The sequence below is a fragment of the Couchioplanes azureus genome (assembly GCF_014648355.1).
GTDB classification, from domain to species: domain Bacteria; phylum Actinomycetota; class Actinomycetes; order Mycobacteriales; family Micromonosporaceae; genus Actinoplanes; species Actinoplanes azureus.
This window is the reverse complement of the sequence record NZ_BMQY01000001.1, coordinates 1413181-1431541: the sequence shown is the minus strand read 5'-3', so window position 1 is coordinate 1431541 and position 18361 is coordinate 1413181. Positions and strand designations below refer to the sequence as shown.

General features: G+C 69.9%; 19 protein-coding genes and 2 tRNA genes. 10 read left to right on the top strand and 11 right to left on the bottom strand.

The features are described 5' to 3' along the window. The first annotated feature begins 143 nt into the window (after positions 1-143). From IEY99_RS06585 to IEY99_RS06575, 3 genes are all read left to right on the top strand, one after another. Positions 144-536: a CBS domain-containing protein gene (locus IEY99_RS06585; RefSeq protein WP_189200194.1), complete on the top strand. Its 393-nt coding sequence runs from the start codon at positions 144-146 to the stop codon at positions 534-536. A 490-nt stretch (positions 537-1026) separates the two neighbouring features. Next, entirely contained in the window at positions 1027-1455 is a 429-nt protein-coding gene (locus IEY99_RS06580) for a SufE family protein (RefSeq protein ID WP_373293292.1), read from the top strand. Continuing rightward, positions 1452-2093, top strand: coding sequence for a DsbA family oxidoreductase (locus IEY99_RS06575; RefSeq protein ID WP_189200190.1), 642 nt, complete (start codon positions 1452-1454; stop codon positions 2091-2093). Before IEY99_RS06580 ends, IEY99_RS06575 begins: the two co-directional genes overlap by 4 nt. A 41-nt stretch (positions 2094-2134) precedes the next feature. Here the strand turns inward: IEY99_RS06575 and IEY99_RS06570 are convergent, their stop codons facing one another. Next, positions 2135-2626 carry a GNAT family N-acetyltransferase gene (locus IEY99_RS06570; protein WP_189200188.1) on the bottom strand — a complete coding sequence of 164 codons (492 nt, stop codon included), beginning with the start codon at positions 2624-2626 and terminating at the stop codon, positions 2135-2137. 185 nt (positions 2627-2811) lie between these two features. Then, positions 2812-3360, bottom strand: a complete 549-nt coding sequence (locus tag IEY99_RS06565) for a YbaK/EbsC family protein (RefSeq protein ID WP_189200724.1) — start codon at positions 3358-3360, stop codon at positions 2812-2814. 241 nt (positions 3361-3601) lie between these two features. Here IEY99_RS06565 and IEY99_RS06560 point away from each other — a divergent pair, with 241 nt between their 5' ends. After that, positions 3602-4024, top strand: coding sequence for a hypothetical protein (locus IEY99_RS06560; RefSeq protein WP_189200186.1), 423 nt, complete (start codon positions 3602-3604; stop codon positions 4022-4024). Positions 4025-4360: 336 nt separating this feature from the next. On the opposite strand, the gene IEY99_RS06555 is transcribed toward IEY99_RS06560, so the two are convergent. Next, positions 4361-4759, bottom strand: a complete 399-nt coding sequence (locus tag IEY99_RS06555; protein WP_189200184.1) for an NUDIX domain-containing protein — start codon at positions 4757-4759, stop codon at positions 4361-4363. A gap of 126 nt (positions 4760-4885) precedes the next feature. Here IEY99_RS06555 and IEY99_RS34045 point away from each other — a divergent pair, with 126 nt between their 5' ends. The 5 genes from IEY99_RS34045 to IEY99_RS06525 all read left to right on the top strand — a co-directional run bounded on the left by IEY99_RS34045 (position 4886) and on the right by IEY99_RS06525 (position 8932). Next, the gene (locus IEY99_RS34045) at positions 4886-6043 is read left to right on the top strand and encodes a sulfotransferase domain-containing protein (protein WP_229798176.1); all 1158 of its coding nucleotides are present in this window, start codon (positions 4886-4888) and stop codon (positions 6041-6043) included. Between the two features lie 622 nt (positions 6044-6665). Further along, on the top strand, positions 6666-7052 hold the full coding sequence (locus IEY99_RS06540) for a hypothetical protein (protein WP_189200182.1): 387 nt from the start codon (positions 6666-6668) through the stop codon (positions 7050-7052). Positions 7053-7348: 296 nt separating this feature from the next. Further along, on the top strand, positions 7349-7510 hold the full coding sequence (locus IEY99_RS06535) for a hypothetical protein (RefSeq protein ID WP_189200180.1): 162 nt from the start codon (positions 7349-7351) through the stop codon (positions 7508-7510). Between the two features lie 140 nt (positions 7511-7650). Then, positions 7651-7896, top strand: coding sequence for a hypothetical protein (locus IEY99_RS06530; RefSeq protein WP_189200178.1), 246 nt, complete (start codon positions 7651-7653; stop codon positions 7894-7896). 253 nt (positions 7897-8149) lie between these two features. Continuing rightward, a complete protein-coding gene (locus IEY99_RS06525; protein WP_229798174.1) occupies positions 8150-8932 on the top strand; it encodes a tyrosine-type recombinase/integrase in 783 nt (260 codons plus the stop codon). Between the two features lie 67 nt (positions 8933-8999). Here IEY99_RS06525 and IEY99_RS06520 read toward each other — a convergent pair. The 6 genes from IEY99_RS06520 to gyrB all read right to left on the bottom strand — a co-directional run bounded on the left by IEY99_RS06520 (position 9000) and on the right by gyrB (position 15490). Continuing rightward, positions 9000-9072 (bottom strand) — tRNA-Ala (locus tag IEY99_RS06520). A 14-nt stretch (positions 9073-9086) separates the two neighbouring features. Continuing rightward, positions 9087-9215, bottom strand: coding sequence for a DLW-39 family protein (locus IEY99_RS34040; protein WP_211277715.1), 129 nt, complete (start codon positions 9213-9215; stop codon positions 9087-9089). A gap of 40 nt (positions 9216-9255) precedes the next feature. Further along, positions 9256-9329, bottom strand: a tRNA-Ile gene (locus IEY99_RS06515). A gap of 629 nt (positions 9330-9958) precedes the next feature. Then, positions 9959-10885, bottom strand: coding sequence for a DUF3566 domain-containing protein (locus IEY99_RS06510; protein ID WP_189200176.1), 927 nt, complete (start codon positions 10883-10885; stop codon positions 9959-9961). Positions 10886-10888: 3 nt separating this feature from the next. Continuing rightward, positions 10889-13399, bottom strand: a complete 2511-nt coding sequence (gene gyrA / locus IEY99_RS06505) for a DNA gyrase subunit A (RefSeq protein ID WP_189200174.1) — start codon at positions 13397-13399, stop codon at positions 10889-10891. 138 nt (positions 13400-13537) lie between these two features. After that, a complete protein-coding gene (gyrB, locus tag IEY99_RS06500; protein ID WP_189200172.1) occupies positions 13538-15490 on the bottom strand; it encodes a DNA topoisomerase (ATP-hydrolyzing) subunit B in 1953 nt (650 codons plus the stop codon). Between the two features lie 568 nt (positions 15491-16058). Between gyrB and IEY99_RS06495 the strand changes: the two genes are divergently transcribed. After that, positions 16059-16625 (top strand): hypothetical protein, encoded by a 567-nt coding sequence (locus IEY99_RS06495; protein WP_189200170.1) that lies wholly within the window; start codon positions 16059-16061, stop codon positions 16623-16625. 58 nt (positions 16626-16683) lie between these two features. On the opposite strand, the gene IEY99_RS06490 is transcribed toward IEY99_RS06495, so the two are convergent. Then, positions 16684-17241: a DciA family protein gene (locus IEY99_RS06490; RefSeq protein WP_189200167.1), complete on the bottom strand. Its 558-nt coding sequence runs from the start codon at positions 17239-17241 to the stop codon at positions 16684-16686. Next, positions 17234-18361 carry a DNA replication/repair protein RecF gene (gene recF / locus IEY99_RS06485; protein ID WP_189200165.1) on the bottom strand — a complete coding sequence of 376 codons (1128 nt, stop codon included), beginning with the start codon at positions 18359-18361 and terminating at the stop codon, positions 17234-17236. The genes IEY99_RS06490 and recF overlap by 8 nt, the downstream gene beginning before the upstream one ends.

Here is an 18361-nt window from a genome sequence, read left to right as displayed (position 1 = left end):
ATACCGCTTCAGTGAGGATCGGCCGGCGCGACTTTCAGGGTGAGATCAGGGTGTTCGGGCGCAGGCCCGCGGGGGTGTAATCGGTGCGACGGCCGGGTACCCGCCTGCGTGACGGGCGGGGAGGAACGCGGGGAGGTACAGCCATGGCTAGGACGGCAGTGGCGGACGTGATGACCAGGAAGGTCGTCTACCTGCCGGGCGACACGACGCTCGACGAGGCGGCGCAGGTCATGCGGGACCAGGGCATCGGCGACGTGGTGGTGACCAACGGACCGACGATGGCCGGCCTGGTCACGGATCGCGACATCGTGGTGCGGGCCATCGCGGAGGGTCTCCCGCCTCGCACGACGACCTTGGCGTCGATCGCGTCGCTCGAGCTCATCATGGTGGAGCAGTCGGCCACTGTGGAGGACGCGGTCCAGGCGATGAGGGAACGAGGAGTGCGGCGGCTTCTGGTCTGCGACGCCGACCGCAAGGTGGTCGGCATCATCAGCCTCAGCGACGCCGCCCTCATGCCCACCTCGACCCCGGCCTGAGCCGACCCCGCGACCCGGCACCGCCCCACTGCGGCCCCGGAGCGCCCGGACCGCAGCGACTCCGCCGCTCCCGCGCGGCTTCCTGGTTGCCTCGCCGGCAGATCGTCCGGGCCGGTCACTGTTGCCCCGCGGCTTCCCGGTTGCCCCGCCCACAGGTCGCCCGGCAGCCCCGCGTCCCGGGCACCCCCTGCCGCCCGCAACCTCGGCCGCTCCGCCACCCCGGCGGCATCGCGACCACGGGCGCCCCGCAACCTCGGCCGCACCGCAACCCCAGCGGCCCCGCCCGGCGGCGCCGCGATCCCCCGGATCGCTCCGGCCAGGTCCCCGTTTGCGCCGCCCGCATATCGCCTACCTGCCTCTGGACGACAACCTCCGCACGTCCGGCGATGACCGCTCAGGCTTCCAGCACCGGCCCTCGCGCGTCGCGGGGATGAGTCGGCCGGACCGGCAGGAGCGGTTCCCGGCGCGTAGGGTCGCAACCGTGAGTGACATGCCTGCGAAGCTGGCCGACATCGTCGACGAGTTCGCCTCCGCGCCGCGTGAGGTCGTACTCGAAATGCTGTTGGAGTTTTCCGATGCTGTGCCGCCGCTGCCCGAAGAGCTCAAGGCGCACGAGGGCATGGAGCAGGTGCCGGAGTGCCAGACCCCGTTCTTCCTGCGTGCCGAGGTGCAGCCGGACGACACCGTGCGGGTCTGGTTCGACTGTCCGCCCGAGGCGCCGACGACGCGGGCGTTCGCCGGCATCCTGGCGGAAGGACTGGAAGGCGCCTCGGCCTCGGAGATCCTGGCCGTTCCGGACGATCTCTACAGCCGGATGGGGCTCGCGACGGCGATCAGCCCGTTGCGGATCCGCGGTGGTACCGCGATCCTCGCCAGGCTCAAGCGCCAGATCCGCGAGCAGGAGGGAACCCGCGCGTGAACATCGAGGTGTGGTCCGACGTCATCTGCCCGTGGTGCTACCTGGGCAAGCACCGGCTCGAGGCGGCGATGCGGGGCTTCGGGGGTGAAGTGACCGTCGCTTTCCGTGCGTACCAGCTGGATCCGTCCCCGGTTCCCGAGCCGGTGCCGCTCAAGCAGGCCCTCGCCGCCAAGTTCGGCGGGGTGCAGCGGGCCGAGGAGATGTTCGCCCACGTGACCGCGGTGGCCGCGGGTGACGGCCTGACCCTCGACTTCGACCGGGCGATCAACGCCAATACCTTCGACGCGCATCGGCTCATCGCGTGGGCCGCCGGGCAGGACCTGCAGCTCATGATGATCGAGACGCTGCAGCGGGCGCACTTCGCCGAGGGGGAGGACATCGGTTCGCACGCGACCCTCGCGCGCCTGGCGGGGTCCGTCGGGCTGGACGAGCGGGCCGCACTCGACTACCTGGCGTCTCCGGCGGGTACGGATGCGGTCAACGCCGACCTCGCGGAGGCGCGCGACCTCGGCATCACCAGCGTGCCGACGTTCGTGATCGACCGGAAGTACGTGGTGCAGGGAGCCCAGGAGGCGCCGGTCCTCCAGTCAGCTCTGGAGGAGATCGCCCGCCGCGAGGGCGTCGACGCCACTCGATGACGTTCCACGTGAAACAAGAGCCCCACGCGGCCCGGACGCTCTCACACGGGCCGGCACATGGAGATCCGTTCCACCGGATCCAGCCCGTGCTCGGCCTCCCGAGCCATCAAGCGCGCCAGCTCCGGCCCCCGCTCCTGCGCGGCCACCTCCACGAAGCCCAGCCGTGAGTAGTACGGCCCGTTCCACGGCACGGCGCGAAACGTCGTCAGGGTCAGGGCCGGAAGACCGTCAGCCGCCGCCCAACGAGCCACGTGGTCGATCAAGTCGCGACCCAGACCTTTCCTGGCGTACGGAGGGTCGACGCTGACCTGCTCGATGTGTGCAAGCCCGTCCACCAGCTCGACAAGCACGTAGGCGACCGGCACGTCGGCGTCCCCGGCCACCACCCAGCCCCTGCCGGCGTGCACGAACCGCGCCAGGACGTCCGCGGACGGCGCCGGATGGGCCGCGATGTCCGACATGCCGACGTCGTGGAAGAGGGCCCCGGCCCGGGACTCGATGCCCCGCACGGTCTCTAGATCGTCGACACGCATGGCCCGAATCTGCACCCGCCGAGGCAATCACCCGCGCCCGCGACCGTCCAGCCAATAACACCCCGGGAGCGACCAGACCACCGGGCGAGGCCCTCCACCACCTAGGAAGCGCGCCTGGCTCGTCGCGGTGCGCCCACCCGGCACGAGATCTCCCGCACGAGAGTCCCTCACCACCCCGGCAGCGACTAGACCTCCCGCGCAAGCCCTTCCATCACCTCAGCCCCGGGCAGCGCGCCCAGCGCCGGCCCCGCGATGGCGATCTTGCTGTGCCGCACCCCCGACCCGACGATGACGTGGGGCATGGCGACCACCCGGGCATCCACCAGCACCGGCCAGTCCTTCGGCAACCCGATCGGGGTGATGCCGCCGTACTCCATGCCGGTCAGCCGCACCGCCTCCTCCATGGGCGCGAAGCTGGCCTTGCGGACGTCCAACTGCCGCCGCACGAGCCCGTTGACGTCGGCCCGGGTCGTGGCCAGCACGACACACGCCGCGTAGCGGGTCACGTCGCCGCGCCGGCCGGCCACGATCACACAGTTGGCCGACTGCTCGAGCCCGACCCCGTACGCCTCGCAGAACGCGGCGGTGTCCGCCAGTTCCGCATCGATCGGCGCGACCAGCACGTGGTCACCGTCGATGGGCGCCTCCGCGGGCCACACCTCGAGCGCCGCCGCGACCGGCGGGGCGAGCAGGTCGAGCCGGGAGATCGCGGGTTCCAGCTTCAGAGTTCCCATCACGCCTGTCATCCTGCCCGGAAGCCGGCGGCCTAACCACCAGCGTCACCGGGACATGCAGCCGCGCCGCAAACCCCGTGGACACCATCCGTCGCGTTCCGGACACCTCCCACGCCGCCGGCGACACCATCGCGGCAGCGACCATTTCGGGGCCAGCCTCCGGCGTACCCGAGGGTTCCGCAGATCCGGAAAGTCCCCGTCCGGCTCAGCGATTGCGTGATCTTGCCGACCGTCAGGGGGTGTGAGGGAGAGACGCGGCGCACGGGTGGGCACCGTCAGCGGCCTCGCCGTACTCGTCGGAGGCACAGCCATCGCCGCCGTAGCCGGCGGCGCGCATTCGATCTTCTCCACCATCCTGCTCGGCCTGCTGGCCGCCGGCCTGGGCCACGCACTCCTGACCGAGATCCAGCGTCAGGCGCGCCGGCTCACCGTGAGCTGGACCGCCCCGGACACGGTCAACGCCATCCTGCTGATGGCCTGGTCGGTGGTCGCCCTGGCCGGCACGGTCCTGGCCGCGATGCCACTTTCGGTCCGAGCCGTCGGCCTGCTGCTTTCCCTCGGGTACGCCCTCAGCGCCGCGTACTTCGTCACGGAACGCCGCCGCACGATCACCCGTATGGCCACACCGGCCGCCGAGGTTCGGGCGGCGGCCGAACACGGCTGAGCTCCCCCACGTCGGCCCTGGTCCCACCATGGGCGTTCTCCGCAGCTGGCGATGCTGCCACCGCGTCCAGCTCCCAGACCGACGTCACGTGGCTACCGCGCTCCGGCTCCCTCGGTGATACCGCCCGTGGTTCCCAGGCCAACGGCGCAGCTCCCGACCAACGACTCCCGGCCAACGGGCACAACCTCGACCAACGGCTCCCGCGGTCAAGGGCCCAGCCCCGACCAACGACTCCCGGCCAACGGGCACAACCTCGACCAACGGCTCTCCGGCCAACGGCCCAGCCCCGACCAACGACTCCCCGGGCCAAGGGCGCAATCGGGACCAGCGGCTTGTCTACTCCAGCCGTACAGCCACGATCATCGGGAAGACGGGGACGAGAGCGGCATCGCCGGGACCGACATCCGGCAGCGGTATCCAGTCCAGCCCGACCGGCTCCGGCCCGGTCACGTGCGGCCCCAGCTCCGGCTCCCCGTCGCCGACGGTGCAGGCGAATACCGAGGTCATCCCCGAGGGATAGGGGAAGTCCTGCAGGTAGCGGGCCTCCTTCACCACGAGGCCCACTTCCTCGAGCACCTCGCGGCGTACCGCATCCTCCGCCGTCTCCCCGGGGTCGATCCCACCCCCGGGCAGCGTCCACCACTCCCGGCCCCCGTCGCGCCGACTCCGCTCATGCACCATCAGTACGCGCCCATCCCGGACGATGATGGCCGCGGCCCGTCTCCGTCCACTCACGAATGAAGGCTACTCACGCCAACACGATCCCACTCGGAAAGGACGGCTGGCCCGACGGATCCCGCACGACCTCGACGCGCCGATTTTCGCTGGCAACGCGGTGCCGGTTCTTCTAAGTTGACCGGAATGCGCTACCGCTCCCCCGACGAGGACAGCGCCCGCTGGGACGGTTTCCCGTTCCGCGAGGGCGACATCGTGATCAGCACCAGATCGAAGAGCGGCACCACGTGGGCACAGATGATCTGCGCCCTGCTGATCTTCCAGGACCCCGACCTGCCTGCCCCGCTGTCGGAGCTGTCCCCCTGGCTGGACTGGCTCGTCCTGCCCCGCGACGAGGTGTACGCCCGCCTGGAAGCCCAGCGTCACCGCCGCTTCATCAAGACCCACACCCCGCTCGACGGCATCCCGCTCGACCCCCGCGCCACGTACGTCGTGGTGGCCAGGCACCCGCTCGACATGGCGGTGTCCCTCTTCCACCAGGGCGACAACCTCGACCGGGCCCGCATTGCGGAGCTCCTGGGCCAACCCGCCCCGGCCGCTAGCACCGCACCGCCCCGCTCCCTCCGCGACGCCCTGATCGCGTGGATCAACCGTGACGTCCCACCGGCAGACGCCCTCGACTCCCTCCCCGGCGTGATGTGGCACCTCACCGACGCCTGGCACCGCACCAACGGCGCCGCCACGGGCGCGCGGGCCGCGACGGGCGGCCACGGCGCGGAAGCGGGGACGGGCGGCCACGGGAACGGCGCCGCGGGCGTGGGCGCCGGCACGGGCACGGGGACCGGTGCGGGCACAGGCAGTCCGGGCAACGACACGGGGACAGGCGCGGAGATGGAGACGGGCGGCCACGGCAACGGCGCTGGCAACGGCAACGGCAACGGCGGACTGACCCGCGGTGTCCTCAGCGACAACGTCCTCGGTGATGACAACAACGGTGGTGGCGGCGGCCGCATCGGCGTGCCGGACGTCGTCCTGGTGCACTACGCGGACCTGATGAACGACCTCGAGGGCGAGATGCGCCGGCTCGCGAACCGGCTCGGCATCGAGGTGCCGGAGGAGCGCTGGCCCCTTCTGGTCGAGGCCGCCGGGTTCGCTCAGATGCGGGCCCGGGCGGACCGGCTGGCCCCCGATCCGGTCGGCATCATGAAGGACCGCACTGCGTTCTTCCGTCGCGGCGGCTCGGGCGGCGGACGCGAGTTGCTGACCGACGAGGAGTTCGCTCACTACGAGCAGCGAGCGGCCGAACTGGCACCGAGGGACCTGCTTGCCTGGCTTCATCGCTAGGGCAGCGGCCGGTCGGGCCGCCGACCAGTCTCCCGCCACGCCAAGCACCGCAGAAGGAGGCAGGAAGTCGTCGCCGCCCAACACCGGCGTCAGACACCGCGCGGCACTCGGCTTGTCACTTGCGCTGGCGAAGTGCGTGAACGAGTAGGCCCGCGACGACCAGCACGGCGGCGAAGGCGACGAGCAGCAACATGATGTGCCACGGCTTGATAGCTCCCACGCGCGGACCCTAACAAGCCTGGGAGGCGTGCCGTCGACGGCGTCGGCGAGGCGGGCTGAATGGGGGTCGTGGACGTGGTGGGCCCACGCCTCGGCTTCTTTGTCTCGGTGCAAAGGATCAAGCGAAGACAACTATTCCGAGCAGGCGCAACGCCAGCTTCCATCACGCAGGGTCCCCACCCAGTAGCTGCGGCTGGCAGCTTCTTGCGCTTTCCCTCGCTCTGTAGGGCAAAGGAAAGGGCATCGACCATGCCCGCTATGGTTACGACGCCCTCCTCGTTGCGGCCGATCACTTGCTGCAGCAGCGTGGCGGGCACACCGCCGCCGGTTGTCACGGCACCCGCGACGGTCGAACCGAAGGACCATTATGCGGGCACTCGGCCCGCAGGGACGGAGTCACAGGATGCGTTTGTCTGTTATCGGAGCCATGCGCGCAGGGATTGCTGCGGTATTGCTTACCGCTGGAGTCGGCGTCGCCATGGCCCAGCCTGCATCCGCGGCCGGACCGACCCACTGCATCGGAACTCCGAAGGCGAACGGCGAGGGGTGGGGGCTCATGAAGCCGGGCACCTGGAATCTCAAGGGTGGCTACTTCTCGGAATGCCAGAATGTCGGTGTCGTCCGCGGCGGCGAAAAGGTCTGGTTCCAGTGCTCCAAAAGGAACAACTACGGCAACAATTGGTGGTACGTGAGAGTGGCCGGCACTGACAAGAAGGGCTGGATCTCGGAGTCGAACCTTGCCTACTTGCAATATTCGGATATGCCCGGAGGCAGCTCTGCATATTGCTGATTCCACCTCTCTGCGCTCGGACGCCCGGACGGAGCGGCCGTCGCCGCGGCACCGCGCCGATTCAGCACGACCGCGCAGACGCCCACAACGACGGCCGCGTAGGCAGCAGGACCGCGGCGGCGCGGACAACGCGCGAAGCCGGGTTCCGCCGCGTGCGCCGTCCACGACAACCGGGCAGGGCGACAGGCCCGCGCCGGGGATCCTTGCTTTCCGCGGGACAGGGGCGGTTCTGTGCCGATGGGATTTGCGGAAAGGCCGTCGGGCTGCCCTGCCGGGGCAGAGCGGCCTGGAGACGGTTGCGCCGCAGGATCTCGTCGGCGGAATGGCACGCCTCCGCGACGGCGAGCCGCACCAATGCGGGTCAAGTGGTCGACGAGACCATCGACAAGGTAAAGATCCACTGGACTCTTGGTGGTTACGACTGGCTGCACAAGCGCGACATCTACTTCATGGGATGATCTAGGAGAACGGCTGGTTGCATCCTGCCGATAAAGTCCCCTACCACCTATGCAGGACGGGGACACGCATGGATGACGGGCTTAGCGGGTGGGCACGGTGGATACGCCCGGTGCCGGTGGCGGCGTTCGGTGCAGTCGTAGTGGCGCTGCTACTGATCTGGCCGATCAGCAGCGGGGTCGGTGGAGGCGACCATCCCACCCCCCGCTTCTGCGGCAACGCCTTCGTCGTGGACGTGAGCCGATGGAGCAACCCCCCGGGCGAGCCTCCGTACCAATTCCTGGCGTACCAGGATTGCGCGGCCAAACAGGTCACGCATGTCGCGCTGGCCGTCGGCGTACTGGCCGGGACCCTGCTCGGAGTCACGGTGCTACGAAGACGGAAGTAGCGGCGGAGAGGTCGCATCGGCCCCCGCTCTAAGCAGAGCAAGTGCGCGGTTGGAAGACAGCTTCTCTGCGGAGAGAGCCACTTCGCCTCGCTGCCATCCCGTCCACCGTCGACCCACACACCGTGGAGCGGGCTTGCCCCTGGGCGCCAAGGTGGAGCGCCCTACCGGACGTACGACCTTGGCGCCCAGGGGCAGGTCTGCTCGGCTTCGCCTGGGTCGTCTCCGGCTGTACTTCGAGCTGTTCGACGCCATCATGGCCGCGGCGGTCCGGGACAAGGTGATCGAGGACAACCCGTGTGACGGGATCAAGCTGTCCCAGGTCTTCCGCGGGCTGAGCCGTGCCCCGAAGTGGGTACCTCAGCGGGACGACGTGCTCCGGCTCTTCGACAAGGTGCCCGAGCGCTACCACGGCCTGCTGTGGCTGGGCGCCGGCCAAGGGCTGCGGATCAGTGAAGCGCTCGGTGTCGAGCAGGGCACGCGGTGCCTCGACGCCGAGAACGAGGAGCTGCATGTCGTTCAGCAACTGCGGTACGCACCGCGCGAGTACGGCGGGTTCTACCTGAGCCTGCCCAAGGGCGTACGCACGTTCGACTCCGCCGCGAGCACCGTGGACCTGGACCCGATGGTCGCCGCCGGCCTGGCGTATCACGTGGCGAACTATCCGCCGGTCGAGATCGAGATGTTGGACATCACGTCCGGTAGCCCGGTCCGCCGCAAGGTGCCGCTGCTGTTTACCACCGTGCATGGCAACCCGTTCACGGACCGTACGTGGTCGGCGGAGTGGATCAAGTGGCGTCGCGCGGCGGGGTGGCCGGAGGACGCGCAGCACAGCGGCTTCCACGCGCTGCGGCACTTCTTCGCCACCACGCTGATCACGAATCACGCGGATCCGAAGGAGGTTCAGCGGGCGCTGCGGCACTCGACCTTGCAGATCACCTTGGAGACCTACGTGCACTTCTGGCCGCGCCGGGAACGCCGTGGGGGGATCGTCGGTGACGCGCTAAAGTCGGCTGCGGCAGGCCGGTGGGACATCTGATGATGTGTCCCGGATGTGTCGCCGATGACCTTGGAGATGCGTTTCACCTGGTCACAGGCTTGAAAAGTGGAGCCCAGGGGACTTGAACCCCTAACCCCCGCCTTGCAAAGGCGGTGCTCTGCCAGTTGAGCTAGGGCCCCCGGAACTGCAGGGGTCAGCGCAGGTCGGGCGCCGTGGTGGCCTCGTGCCAGAGGGCACGCTCGTCGCTGGAGGCCTTGACCCTCTTGACGACCAGTGCGGCTGCGCCGACGATGCCGGCGACGATCAGGAGCTTCTTCAGCATTGCCGGGTCCCCTTTGATCTGCGGCGGAGGACGTGCACGGTGGGGCTAGCTGGAATCGAACCAGCGACCTCAGAGTTATCAGCTCTGCGCTCTAACCGACTGAGCTATAGCCCCGTGACAGCGACACGAAGGTTACCGTACCCGCCTCCGGTCGCCCAAATCGGGGGCGTCCGCCGCGCCGATTCCGGTGTTTCGATCACCGAGGGCCAGCGATCCCTGCGCCACGCGGCGCCGGGACGAGGCTCAGCAGGGCAGGCACGGCAAGGCCGGGCGGTGCAGGGCGGGGCACTGTAGGGCCGGGCGCGGCAAGGCCATGCGCGGCAAGGCGGGGCGCCACGATGCGGGACACGGCAAGGCGGGCAGCGCAGGACCGGGGAAGTCGCAGCAAGGGCGGGGCGCGGTTCGGCGACGCAGCACGGCAGGACGTAAGGCAGCACAGCGAAACGCGGTGAGGTAATCAGCACCCGGCTGGGGCCGCTGTCCGGACCCGGCACAGCAGAGCACGGCGCGGCACAGCAGAGCACGGCGCGGCACGGCACAGCACGGCACGGCACGGCAGAGCACGGCACGGCACGGCACAGCAGAGCACGGCGCGCCGGAGCAGAGCACGGCGCGGCACAGCAGAGCACGGCACGGCACGGCGCGGCACAGCAGAGCGCGGCAGGGCACGGCGGAGCGCTCCGGAGCAATGCGAACGGCCGCCTCCCCGGAGGGTGGCGGCCGTTGCGTGCGTACGTGTCCGGTCAGTCCCGTTCGGCGAGTGTCAGCTCGACGCCGCCCACCAGGTCGGCGCAGACGTTGTAGATGAACGCTCCCAGGGTGGCCAGTGCGGTGAAGAGCACCACGTTGACCGCGCCGATGAGCATCGACGTGCCGATGACGCCCCAGGCCGTGATGCGGAAGCCGCCGCTGCTGGCGCCGGTGCCGCCGCTGGCGTTCACCAGGCTCTGCAGGCTGGTGTTCACCTCTTTCCACACGCCCATGGCGTCGAGGGCCAGGTAGAGCACCGAGGTGGCCACCACCACGACGATGAACAGCACTATGGAGACGGCGAAGGCGAACTTCATCACGGACCACGGGTCGATCCGCTTGAGGTTCAGCCGGGCCCGGCGCGGGCCGCGGGCGGCCGACGTGACGGGCGAGCGTGCCGTGCGGACCGCCTCGGAGACCCGGGCCGCGCCGACCGCGGCGGCGCCGGCGGCGGGCGCGGTGCCGGCGGCGGCGCCGGCGCCCGTCGTGGGGGCGGTCGTGCCCTTGGCGGCCGTGCCGGCGGGGCGCTGCGGGACCGTGGCGGGCTTGGCCGGGGGCGGAGTCACTCCCGCGCGGCCGGACTGGGCCGGCTGTGCCGGAGCGCCGCCGCCCTTGCCCTTGGTGACGATGGGCACGGTGGCCGAGCCCTTCGCCGAGCCCTTCGCCGAGCCCTTTGCCACGGCGGGTGCGGCCGGCCGGTTGCCGTCGGCCTGGCCGTCGCCGTCGGCGCTCGGTTCGCCCGGCGGCGGGGGCATGCCCGGGGCGCGGGTGAACTTCGGCGGGGACGGGGATTCCGCGGGGACCGCGGCGCGGCCTGCGGCGTCCCGCCCGTTCGATGCGGCGCCGTCCTTCTTCGGCTCCTCATCGACGGGAGTCGCCGAGGCCCCCGAACCTCCCGACTTCGCCTGTGTCTCCGGCATCAACTAGTCCTGTTCGTCAGGCTCGTCGGCATTACGAGCAAGCGCCACGATGGTTACACCTTCTGGGAGGTCCATCAGCTTGACCCCCATTGTGTTCCGATCCCGCGTGCGCCGTACAGGCTTCACGGGAGTCCGGATCACACCACCATTGCTGGTGATGGCAAACAGCTCATCCTCAGGGCTGATCACCAGCGCTCCGACCAGACCACCACGACGCTCCGTGATCTTCGCGGTCAGTACGCCCTTACCGCCCCGCCCCTGTACGGGGTACTCCTCGATCGGCGTCCGCTTGGCATACCCGCCGTCGGTGGCGACCAAAACGTCCATGCCCTCGCGTACCACCTCCATCGCGAGCAGCTCGTCGTTGTCGCCGAAGCGCATGCCGATCACGCCGGAGGTGGCCCGGCCCATCGGCCGCAGCGCCTCGTCGGTCGCGTTGAACCGGATCGCCTGGGCCTTCTTCGAGACCAGGAGCAGGTCGTTCTCCGGCGCGGCCAGCGCGGCACCCACCAACTCGTCATCCTCCCGCAGGTTGATGGCGATGATGCCACCGCTGCGGTTGGAGTCAAATTCCTCGAGGCGGGTCTTCTTCACGAGACCATTCTTGGTGGCGAGCACAAGGTACGGCTCCACCTGATAGTTCGGAATCTGGATGACCTGGGCGATGTGCTCGTCGGGCTGGAAGGCGAGCAGGTTGGCGACGTGCTGGCCCTTGGCCACGCGGTTGGCCTCGGGCAGCTCGTACGCCTTCGCGCGGTAGACCCGGCCCTTGTTCGTGAAGAACAGGATCCACGAGTGGGTCGAGATGACGAAGAAGTGGCTGACGATGTCGTCCTGACGCAGGGATGCGCCGCTCACGCCCTTGCCGCCACGCTTCTGCGAGCGGTAGAGGTCGACCTTGGTGCGCTTGGCGTACCCGGTCCTTGTGATCGTCACCACAACGTCCTCGCGCGCGATGAGGTCCTCCATCGAGACCTCGCCGTCGAACGGGATGATCTGGGTGCGCCGGTCGTCGCCGAAGCGGCTGACGATCTCGGCGAGCTCCTCGGAGACGATCGCCCGCTGCCGCTCCGGCTTGGCGAGGATGTCCTTGAGGTCGGCGATCTCGACCTCGATGCTCGCGAGCTCGTCGATGATCTTCTGCCGCTCGAGGGCGGCGAGGCGCCGCAGCTGCATGTCGAGGATCGCCTGGGACTGCACCTGGTCGATCTCGAGCAGCTGGATGAGGCCCTGCCGGGCGTCCTCGACGGTCGGCGAGCGCCGGATCAGGGCGATGACCTCGTCCAGCATGTCGAGGGCCTTGACCAGGCCGCGCAGGATGTGCGCGCGCTCCTCGGCCTTGCGCAGGCGGAACGCGGTCCGCCGGCGGATGACCTCGATCTGGTGCTCGACGTAGTAACGGATGAACTGCGCCAGGTTGAGCGTGCGGGGCACGCCGTCGACCAGCGCCAGCATGTTGGCGCCGAACGTCTCCTGGAGCTGGGTGTGCTTGTAGAGGTTGTTCAGCACGACCTTCGCGACCGCGTCGCGCTTGAGGACCAAGATCAAGCGCATGCCCGTACGCCCGGACGACTCGTCCCGGATGTCGGCGATCCCGGTGAGCTTGCCCTCCTTGACCAGCTCCGCGACGCGCTCGGCGAGGTTGTCGGGGTTGACCTGGTACGGCAGCTCGGTCACGACGAGGCAGGGCCGGCCGCGCTGGTCCTCCTCGACCTCGACCACGGCCCGCATCCGGATCGAGCCCCGGCCGGTGCGGTAGGCGTCCTGAATCGCCGACTGGCCGACGATCAGGCCCTTGGTCGGGAAGTCGGGACCCTTGACGATCTCCAGCAGCGCGTCGAGCGTCGTGGCCTCGTCGGCCTCCGGGTTGTCGAGGCACCACTGCACGGCCGCGGCGATCTCGCGCAGGTTGTGCGGCGGGATCTTGGTGGCCATGCCGACCGCGATGCCCTCGGAGCCGTTGACGAGCAGGTTGGGGAACCGCGCCGGCAGGATCGTGGGCTCCTTGGCCCGGCCGTCGTAGTTGTCCTGCATGTCGACGGTGTCCTCGTCGATGTCCCGCAGCATCTCCATGGCGAGCGGCGAGAGCTTCGACTCGGTGTACCGCATGGCGGCCGGCGGGTCGTTGCCCGGCGAGCCGAAGTTGCCGTTGCCGTCGATCAGCGGGTAGCGCAGCGACCACGGCTGCCCCATCCGGACGAGGGCGTCGTAGATCGACGAGTCGCCGTGCGGGTGGTAGTTGCCCATGACGTCGCCGACGACCCGGGCGCACTTGACGTAGCCCCGGTCCGGGCGGAAGCCCGAGTCGTACATCGCGTAGAGGATCTTGCGGTGCACCGGCTTGAGGCCGTCGCGGACGTCCGGCAGCGCGCGGCCGACGATCACGCTCATCGCGTAGTCGAGGTACGAGCGCTGCATCTCGACCTCGAGGCCGACCGGCTCGACGCGCTGGCCCACGCCGCCGCCGGTGTCGTGCTGCGGCTCCTCGGCGGGGTTCTCGGGAGTATCCGTCACAGTTAACCCTTACTTACGGTCGAACCCGACAAACGGGTCCGAGCTACGCATTTCGCTGTGGATAACGCTGTGGAAAGCAGTGGAACGCTGTGCATAACCCGAGGTGAGCGGCCCTGTGGAGCGCCGCCGACCCTCGGGTCAGATGTCCAGGAAGCGCACGTCCTTGGCGTTGCGCTGGATGAACGAGCGGCGGGCCTCCACGTCCTCACCCATGAGCACGCTGAACAGCTCGTCCGCCGTGGCGGCGTCGTCCAGGGTCACCTGGCGCAGCGTGCGGGTGGCCGGGTCCATGGTCGTGTCCCACAGCTCGCGGAAGTTCATCTCGCCGAGACCCTTGAAGCGCTGGATGTCGTCCGGCTTGGCGTTCGGCTTCTTCTGCTGACGCAGCGCGATCAGGCCGTCACGCTCACGGTCGGAGTACGCGTACTGCGCATCGTCACCGCGCTTGTTCCACTTGATCTTGTAGAGCGGCGGGGCGGCCAGGTAGACGTGACCCACCTCGACCAGCGGCCGCATGAAGCGGAACAGCAGGGTCAGCAGCAGCGTCTGGATGTGCTGGCCGTCCACGTCCGCGTCGGCCATCAGCACGATCTTGTGATAGCGCAGCTTGGCGATGTCGAAGTCGTCGTGGATGCCGGTGCCCAGCGCCGTGATCAGCGACTGGACCTCGTTGTTCTTCAGCACCCGGTCGATCCGGGCCTTCTCCACGTTGAGGATCTTGCCGCGGATCGGCAGGATCGCCTGGATCTGGCTGTCGCGGCCCTGCTTGGCCGAGCCGCCGGCCGAGTCGCCCTCGACGATGAACAGCTCCGAGACCCGCGGGTCGGTGGACTGGCAGTCGGCCAGCTTGCCGGGCATCGACCCGGACTCCAGCAGCGACTTGCGCCGGGCCAGCTTGCGGGCCTGCTGCGCGGCGATGCGGGCCCGGGCCGCCTGGGAGGCCTTCGTGATGATCATCTTGGCCTCGGCGGGGTTGCGGTCGAACCAGTCCGCGATCCGCTCGTTGGCGATCTTCTGCACGAAGCTCTTCATGTCGGTGTTGCCGAGCTTGGTCTTGGTCTGGCCCTCGAACTGCGGGTTCGCCAGCTTCACCGAGATGATCGCGGCGAGACCCTCGCGGATGTCCTCGCCGGAGAGCTTCTCGTCGCTCTTGAGCAGCTTCTTCTCGGCGCCGTACCGGTTGACGGTGTTCGTCAGCGCGGCCCGGAAGCCCTCCTCGTGGGTGCCGCCCTCGTGGGTGTTGATCGTATTGGCGAAGGTGTAGACCGACTCGCCGTACGACTCGTTCCACTGCATCGCGATCTCGAGGGCCATGCCGTCCTCCGGCGCCTCGGCGTCGAACTCGATCACGGACTTGTGGATCGGCGACTTGGTGTGGTTCAGGTGCCGGACGAAGTCCGCGATGCCGTGCTCGTACATGAAGGTGACCCGGCGGGGTTCGCCCTGCTCGTCGAGCGATTCGGGGCGCTCGTCGACGAGGTTGATGGTCAGTCCCTTGTTGAGGAAGGCCATCTCCTGGATCCGGCGGTAGATCGTCTGGAAGTCGAACTCGACCGTCTCGAAGATCGTCGGGTCGGGCCAGAACTGGACGGTCGAACCGGTGGTGTCGGTCGGCTCGCCCTTCTCCAGCGGGCCCGGCTTGGAGGCGGTGTACTTCTGCCGGTAGACGTTGCCCGACTTGTGGATCTCCACGGCCATCCGGGTGGACAGCGCGTTCACCACGGAGACGCCGACGCCGTGCAGACCGCCGGAGACCGCGTACGCCTTGCCGTCGAACTTGCCGCCCGCGTGCAGGACGGTCAGCGCGACCTCGACGCCCGGCTTCTTCAGCTTCGGGTGCAGGTCGACCGGGAAGCCACGGCCGTTGTCGGTGACCGAGACGCCGCCGTCGGCCAGCAGGACCACGTCGATGGTGTCGCAGTGCCCCGCGAGTGCCTCGTCGACCGCGTTGTCCACAACCTCCCAGACCAGGTGGTGCAAACCCCGCTCGCCGGTCGAACCGATGTACATACCGGGACGCTTGCGAACCGCCTCGAGGCCTTCGAGCACGGTGATGGACTCGGCACCGTATTCCTGCTTCTTCTCTGCCACCCTCGGCCACTTTCTCGCACCGGTCCCGGACGGGCCCGGTCACGGGGTTGGCGGGAACGTACGGGCAGCCGGCGGGCAGGGCGGACCACGGACGAGCGAGCCGCGAGAACGAGGCGGACCACCGGTGGAGCCGAGCGCGCCGGTCGCCGCGGTCGTCCCGCGGATCGTGATCGGCTGGAAAAAACGCGTAGCGTGACGAGGGCTCGCCGCGGTGGGGAGTTCGGCACGTGTCGCACTTTCCCGGTCTCCAGCGATTCTACTCCGTCCGAGCGAGTTATCGAGGGTCCGGCACCCCCGTACGGGCGCCTCAGATTGCCGTAGCGCCCCGGAGGGCCATCCCCACGAGTCCCCCTACACGGCTAGAGCCCTCCGCGCAATGGTGCACCATCCGGCGGACACCCACGGGAGCGCGCCGGCTCCCCCGCGGCGCCACGCGCTGCGACACTGCCTCACACCGCGCCGCGACACTGCCTCACGCCCGCGGAGGAGAGTGTCGTAACCTCGCCCGCGCGGGCCGGTGCAAGGCCGGGCGTTCCGCACCCGGCAGTCGAGGAGAGGTGGGAGCCCCATGGCGCACGACAAGGGGCTGGACAACGTCGCCGTGCACTGGCCACGGACGAACCGGTTCTACGACCCGGTCGCCCCGGCGGAGTTCGTCGACTTCGGCGCCGTCGCGGACGCGCCGGACATCGCCGCGCCCACCGGCGCGCTAGCCCTGCACATCGCCAAGACCGGCACGGTACGGGCGACCGCGTACACCGAGCTCGTGGACCTGCTCCTCGGGCTGGAGGGCGTCCTCTACGCCACCGACGCCGCGGCCGAGGACGAGGACCCGGTCATCGACCCGGACGGCTGCGCCTGGATCGCCGGCGGCCTGGAGCGCTTCGTGGAGGGCCATCAGGCGTACGGGGACCTGGTGACCTTCGACAGCGTGGCCGAGGTGATGCGCGCGGCGGTGGCCGCGGGACGCCTCGCCGAGCAGCAGCTGCGCTGGCTGGAGCAGCGCCTGGCGGCCCTGCGCGACGACGCGGGCAACGCGCCGCACTGGAGCTTCGCCCGCACCGAACTGGCGATCCTGGCCGGCTTCTACCGCCGCTGCGCCGACCGCGGCTACGCCGTCTTCGCCGACTACTGATGGAGACAGCGAGGAGCGAACTGCCGCTTCCCGCGGCGCATGAGCGATCGAGCTCGGCTCAACCGTAGGTGTCGCGGGGGCCGCGACCCTGGACCCGGCGGGGTCCGCGGTTCCACGACGGTGCCGCGGGGCCGTGGATGTTGAGCCTGGTGACGACGTTGTGGCCGACCTCGGCGGCGATGTTGCGCAGCAGGGTCGCGGCCAGCAGGCGCAGCTGCGTGGCCCAGGCCGTGGACTCCGCCTCGACCGTCAGGACGCCGCCGTCGAGCTTGACCGGGTTGCTGTGCTTGGCGATCTCCGGGCCGACGACCTTCTCCCAGGCGCCGAAGACCGTGGCCTCCGCCTTCGGCTTCTGCCAGCCGCGCTGCTTCATGATCCGTTCGAGGACCGCGCCGAAGAGCTGCGGATCGCGCGGGTCCGGGCCGGGGCCCGAATAGCCGCGCAGGCGCCGGCCCTCCCCCTCCGAAGCGACCGTACGGCGGCGCGGCGCCTGTTGCGCGGCGCGGCGCTTCGCCAGGGCCGCGTCGAGCACCGCCCGGGCCAGCTGCGGACCCGTCTGGCCCTGCGCCGGTCCTGAGGCGGCCGCTGCGCCCTTCTCGGCGGGTTCCTCAGACACGGGTCACCGTTCCAGCTCCGACGTCGTAGCGGGCGCCCTGCAGGGCCGCCGGGACATCCTCCGGCACCGCGCAGGTGACCAGCAACTGGGTGGCGTCCGAGACCAGGGTCGCGAGGCGCTCGCGGCGGCCCGCGTCGAGCTCGGCGAAGACGTCGTCGAGGACCAGGACGGGCTCGATGCCGTCGGTGCGGAGCAGGTCGTACGCCGCCAGCCGCAGCGCCAGCGCGAACGACCAGGACTCTCCGTGGCTCGCGTACCCCTTGGCCGGAAGGTCGCCGAGCATCAGCGTGAGGTCGTCGCGGTGCGGGCCGACCAGGGTCACGCCGCGCTCGATCTCCGCCGGACGCCGGTCGGCGAGCGAGGCGAGCAGGGCCGCCTCCAGCGCCGGGCGGTCCGGCGCCAGGCCGTCGCCGAGGCGGGACGCGTACGCGATGGTCGCCGACGTCCGCCCGGCCGCCACCGCGTCGTACGCCTTCGTCAGGTGCGGGCCGAGCGCCGCGACCAGCTCCAGCCGGCCGGCCAGCAGTTCCGCGCCGTGATGCGCCAGGTGCTGGTCCCAGACCGCCAGCGTGGACAGGTCCTGCCCTCGGGTGCCACCGACCTTGCGCGTCAGGTACGCCGTCCGCAGCAGGGCGTTGCGCTGCTTGACCACCCGGTCGTAGTCGGCACGGACCCCGGCGTACCGCGGCTGGCGCGCCACGAGCAGCTCGTCGAGGTAGCGGCGCCGCTCGGACGGGTCGCCGCGGACCAGCTCGAGATCCTCCGGCGCGAAGAGCACCATGCGCAGAGCGCCCAGGACCTCCCGGGCCCGGCGTACGGGGGAACGGTTGAGCCGCGCCCGGTTCGCCTTGCCGGGGACGATCTCCAGCTCGACCAGCAGCTCGCGTCCTTCGTGGACGATCGCGCACCGGATCACCGCCGCGGTGGCGCCGGCGCGGACCAGCGGCGCGTCGGTGGCGACCCGGTGACTGTCCAGAGTGGCCACGTAACCCAGGGCCTCGACGAGGTTGGTCTTGCCCATGCCGTTCGGGCCGACGAGCACCGCGACGCCCGGGTCGAGGTCGACCGCCACCCGCTCGTACGAACGGAAATCGGTCAGCTCGACCCGGCGCACGTACAT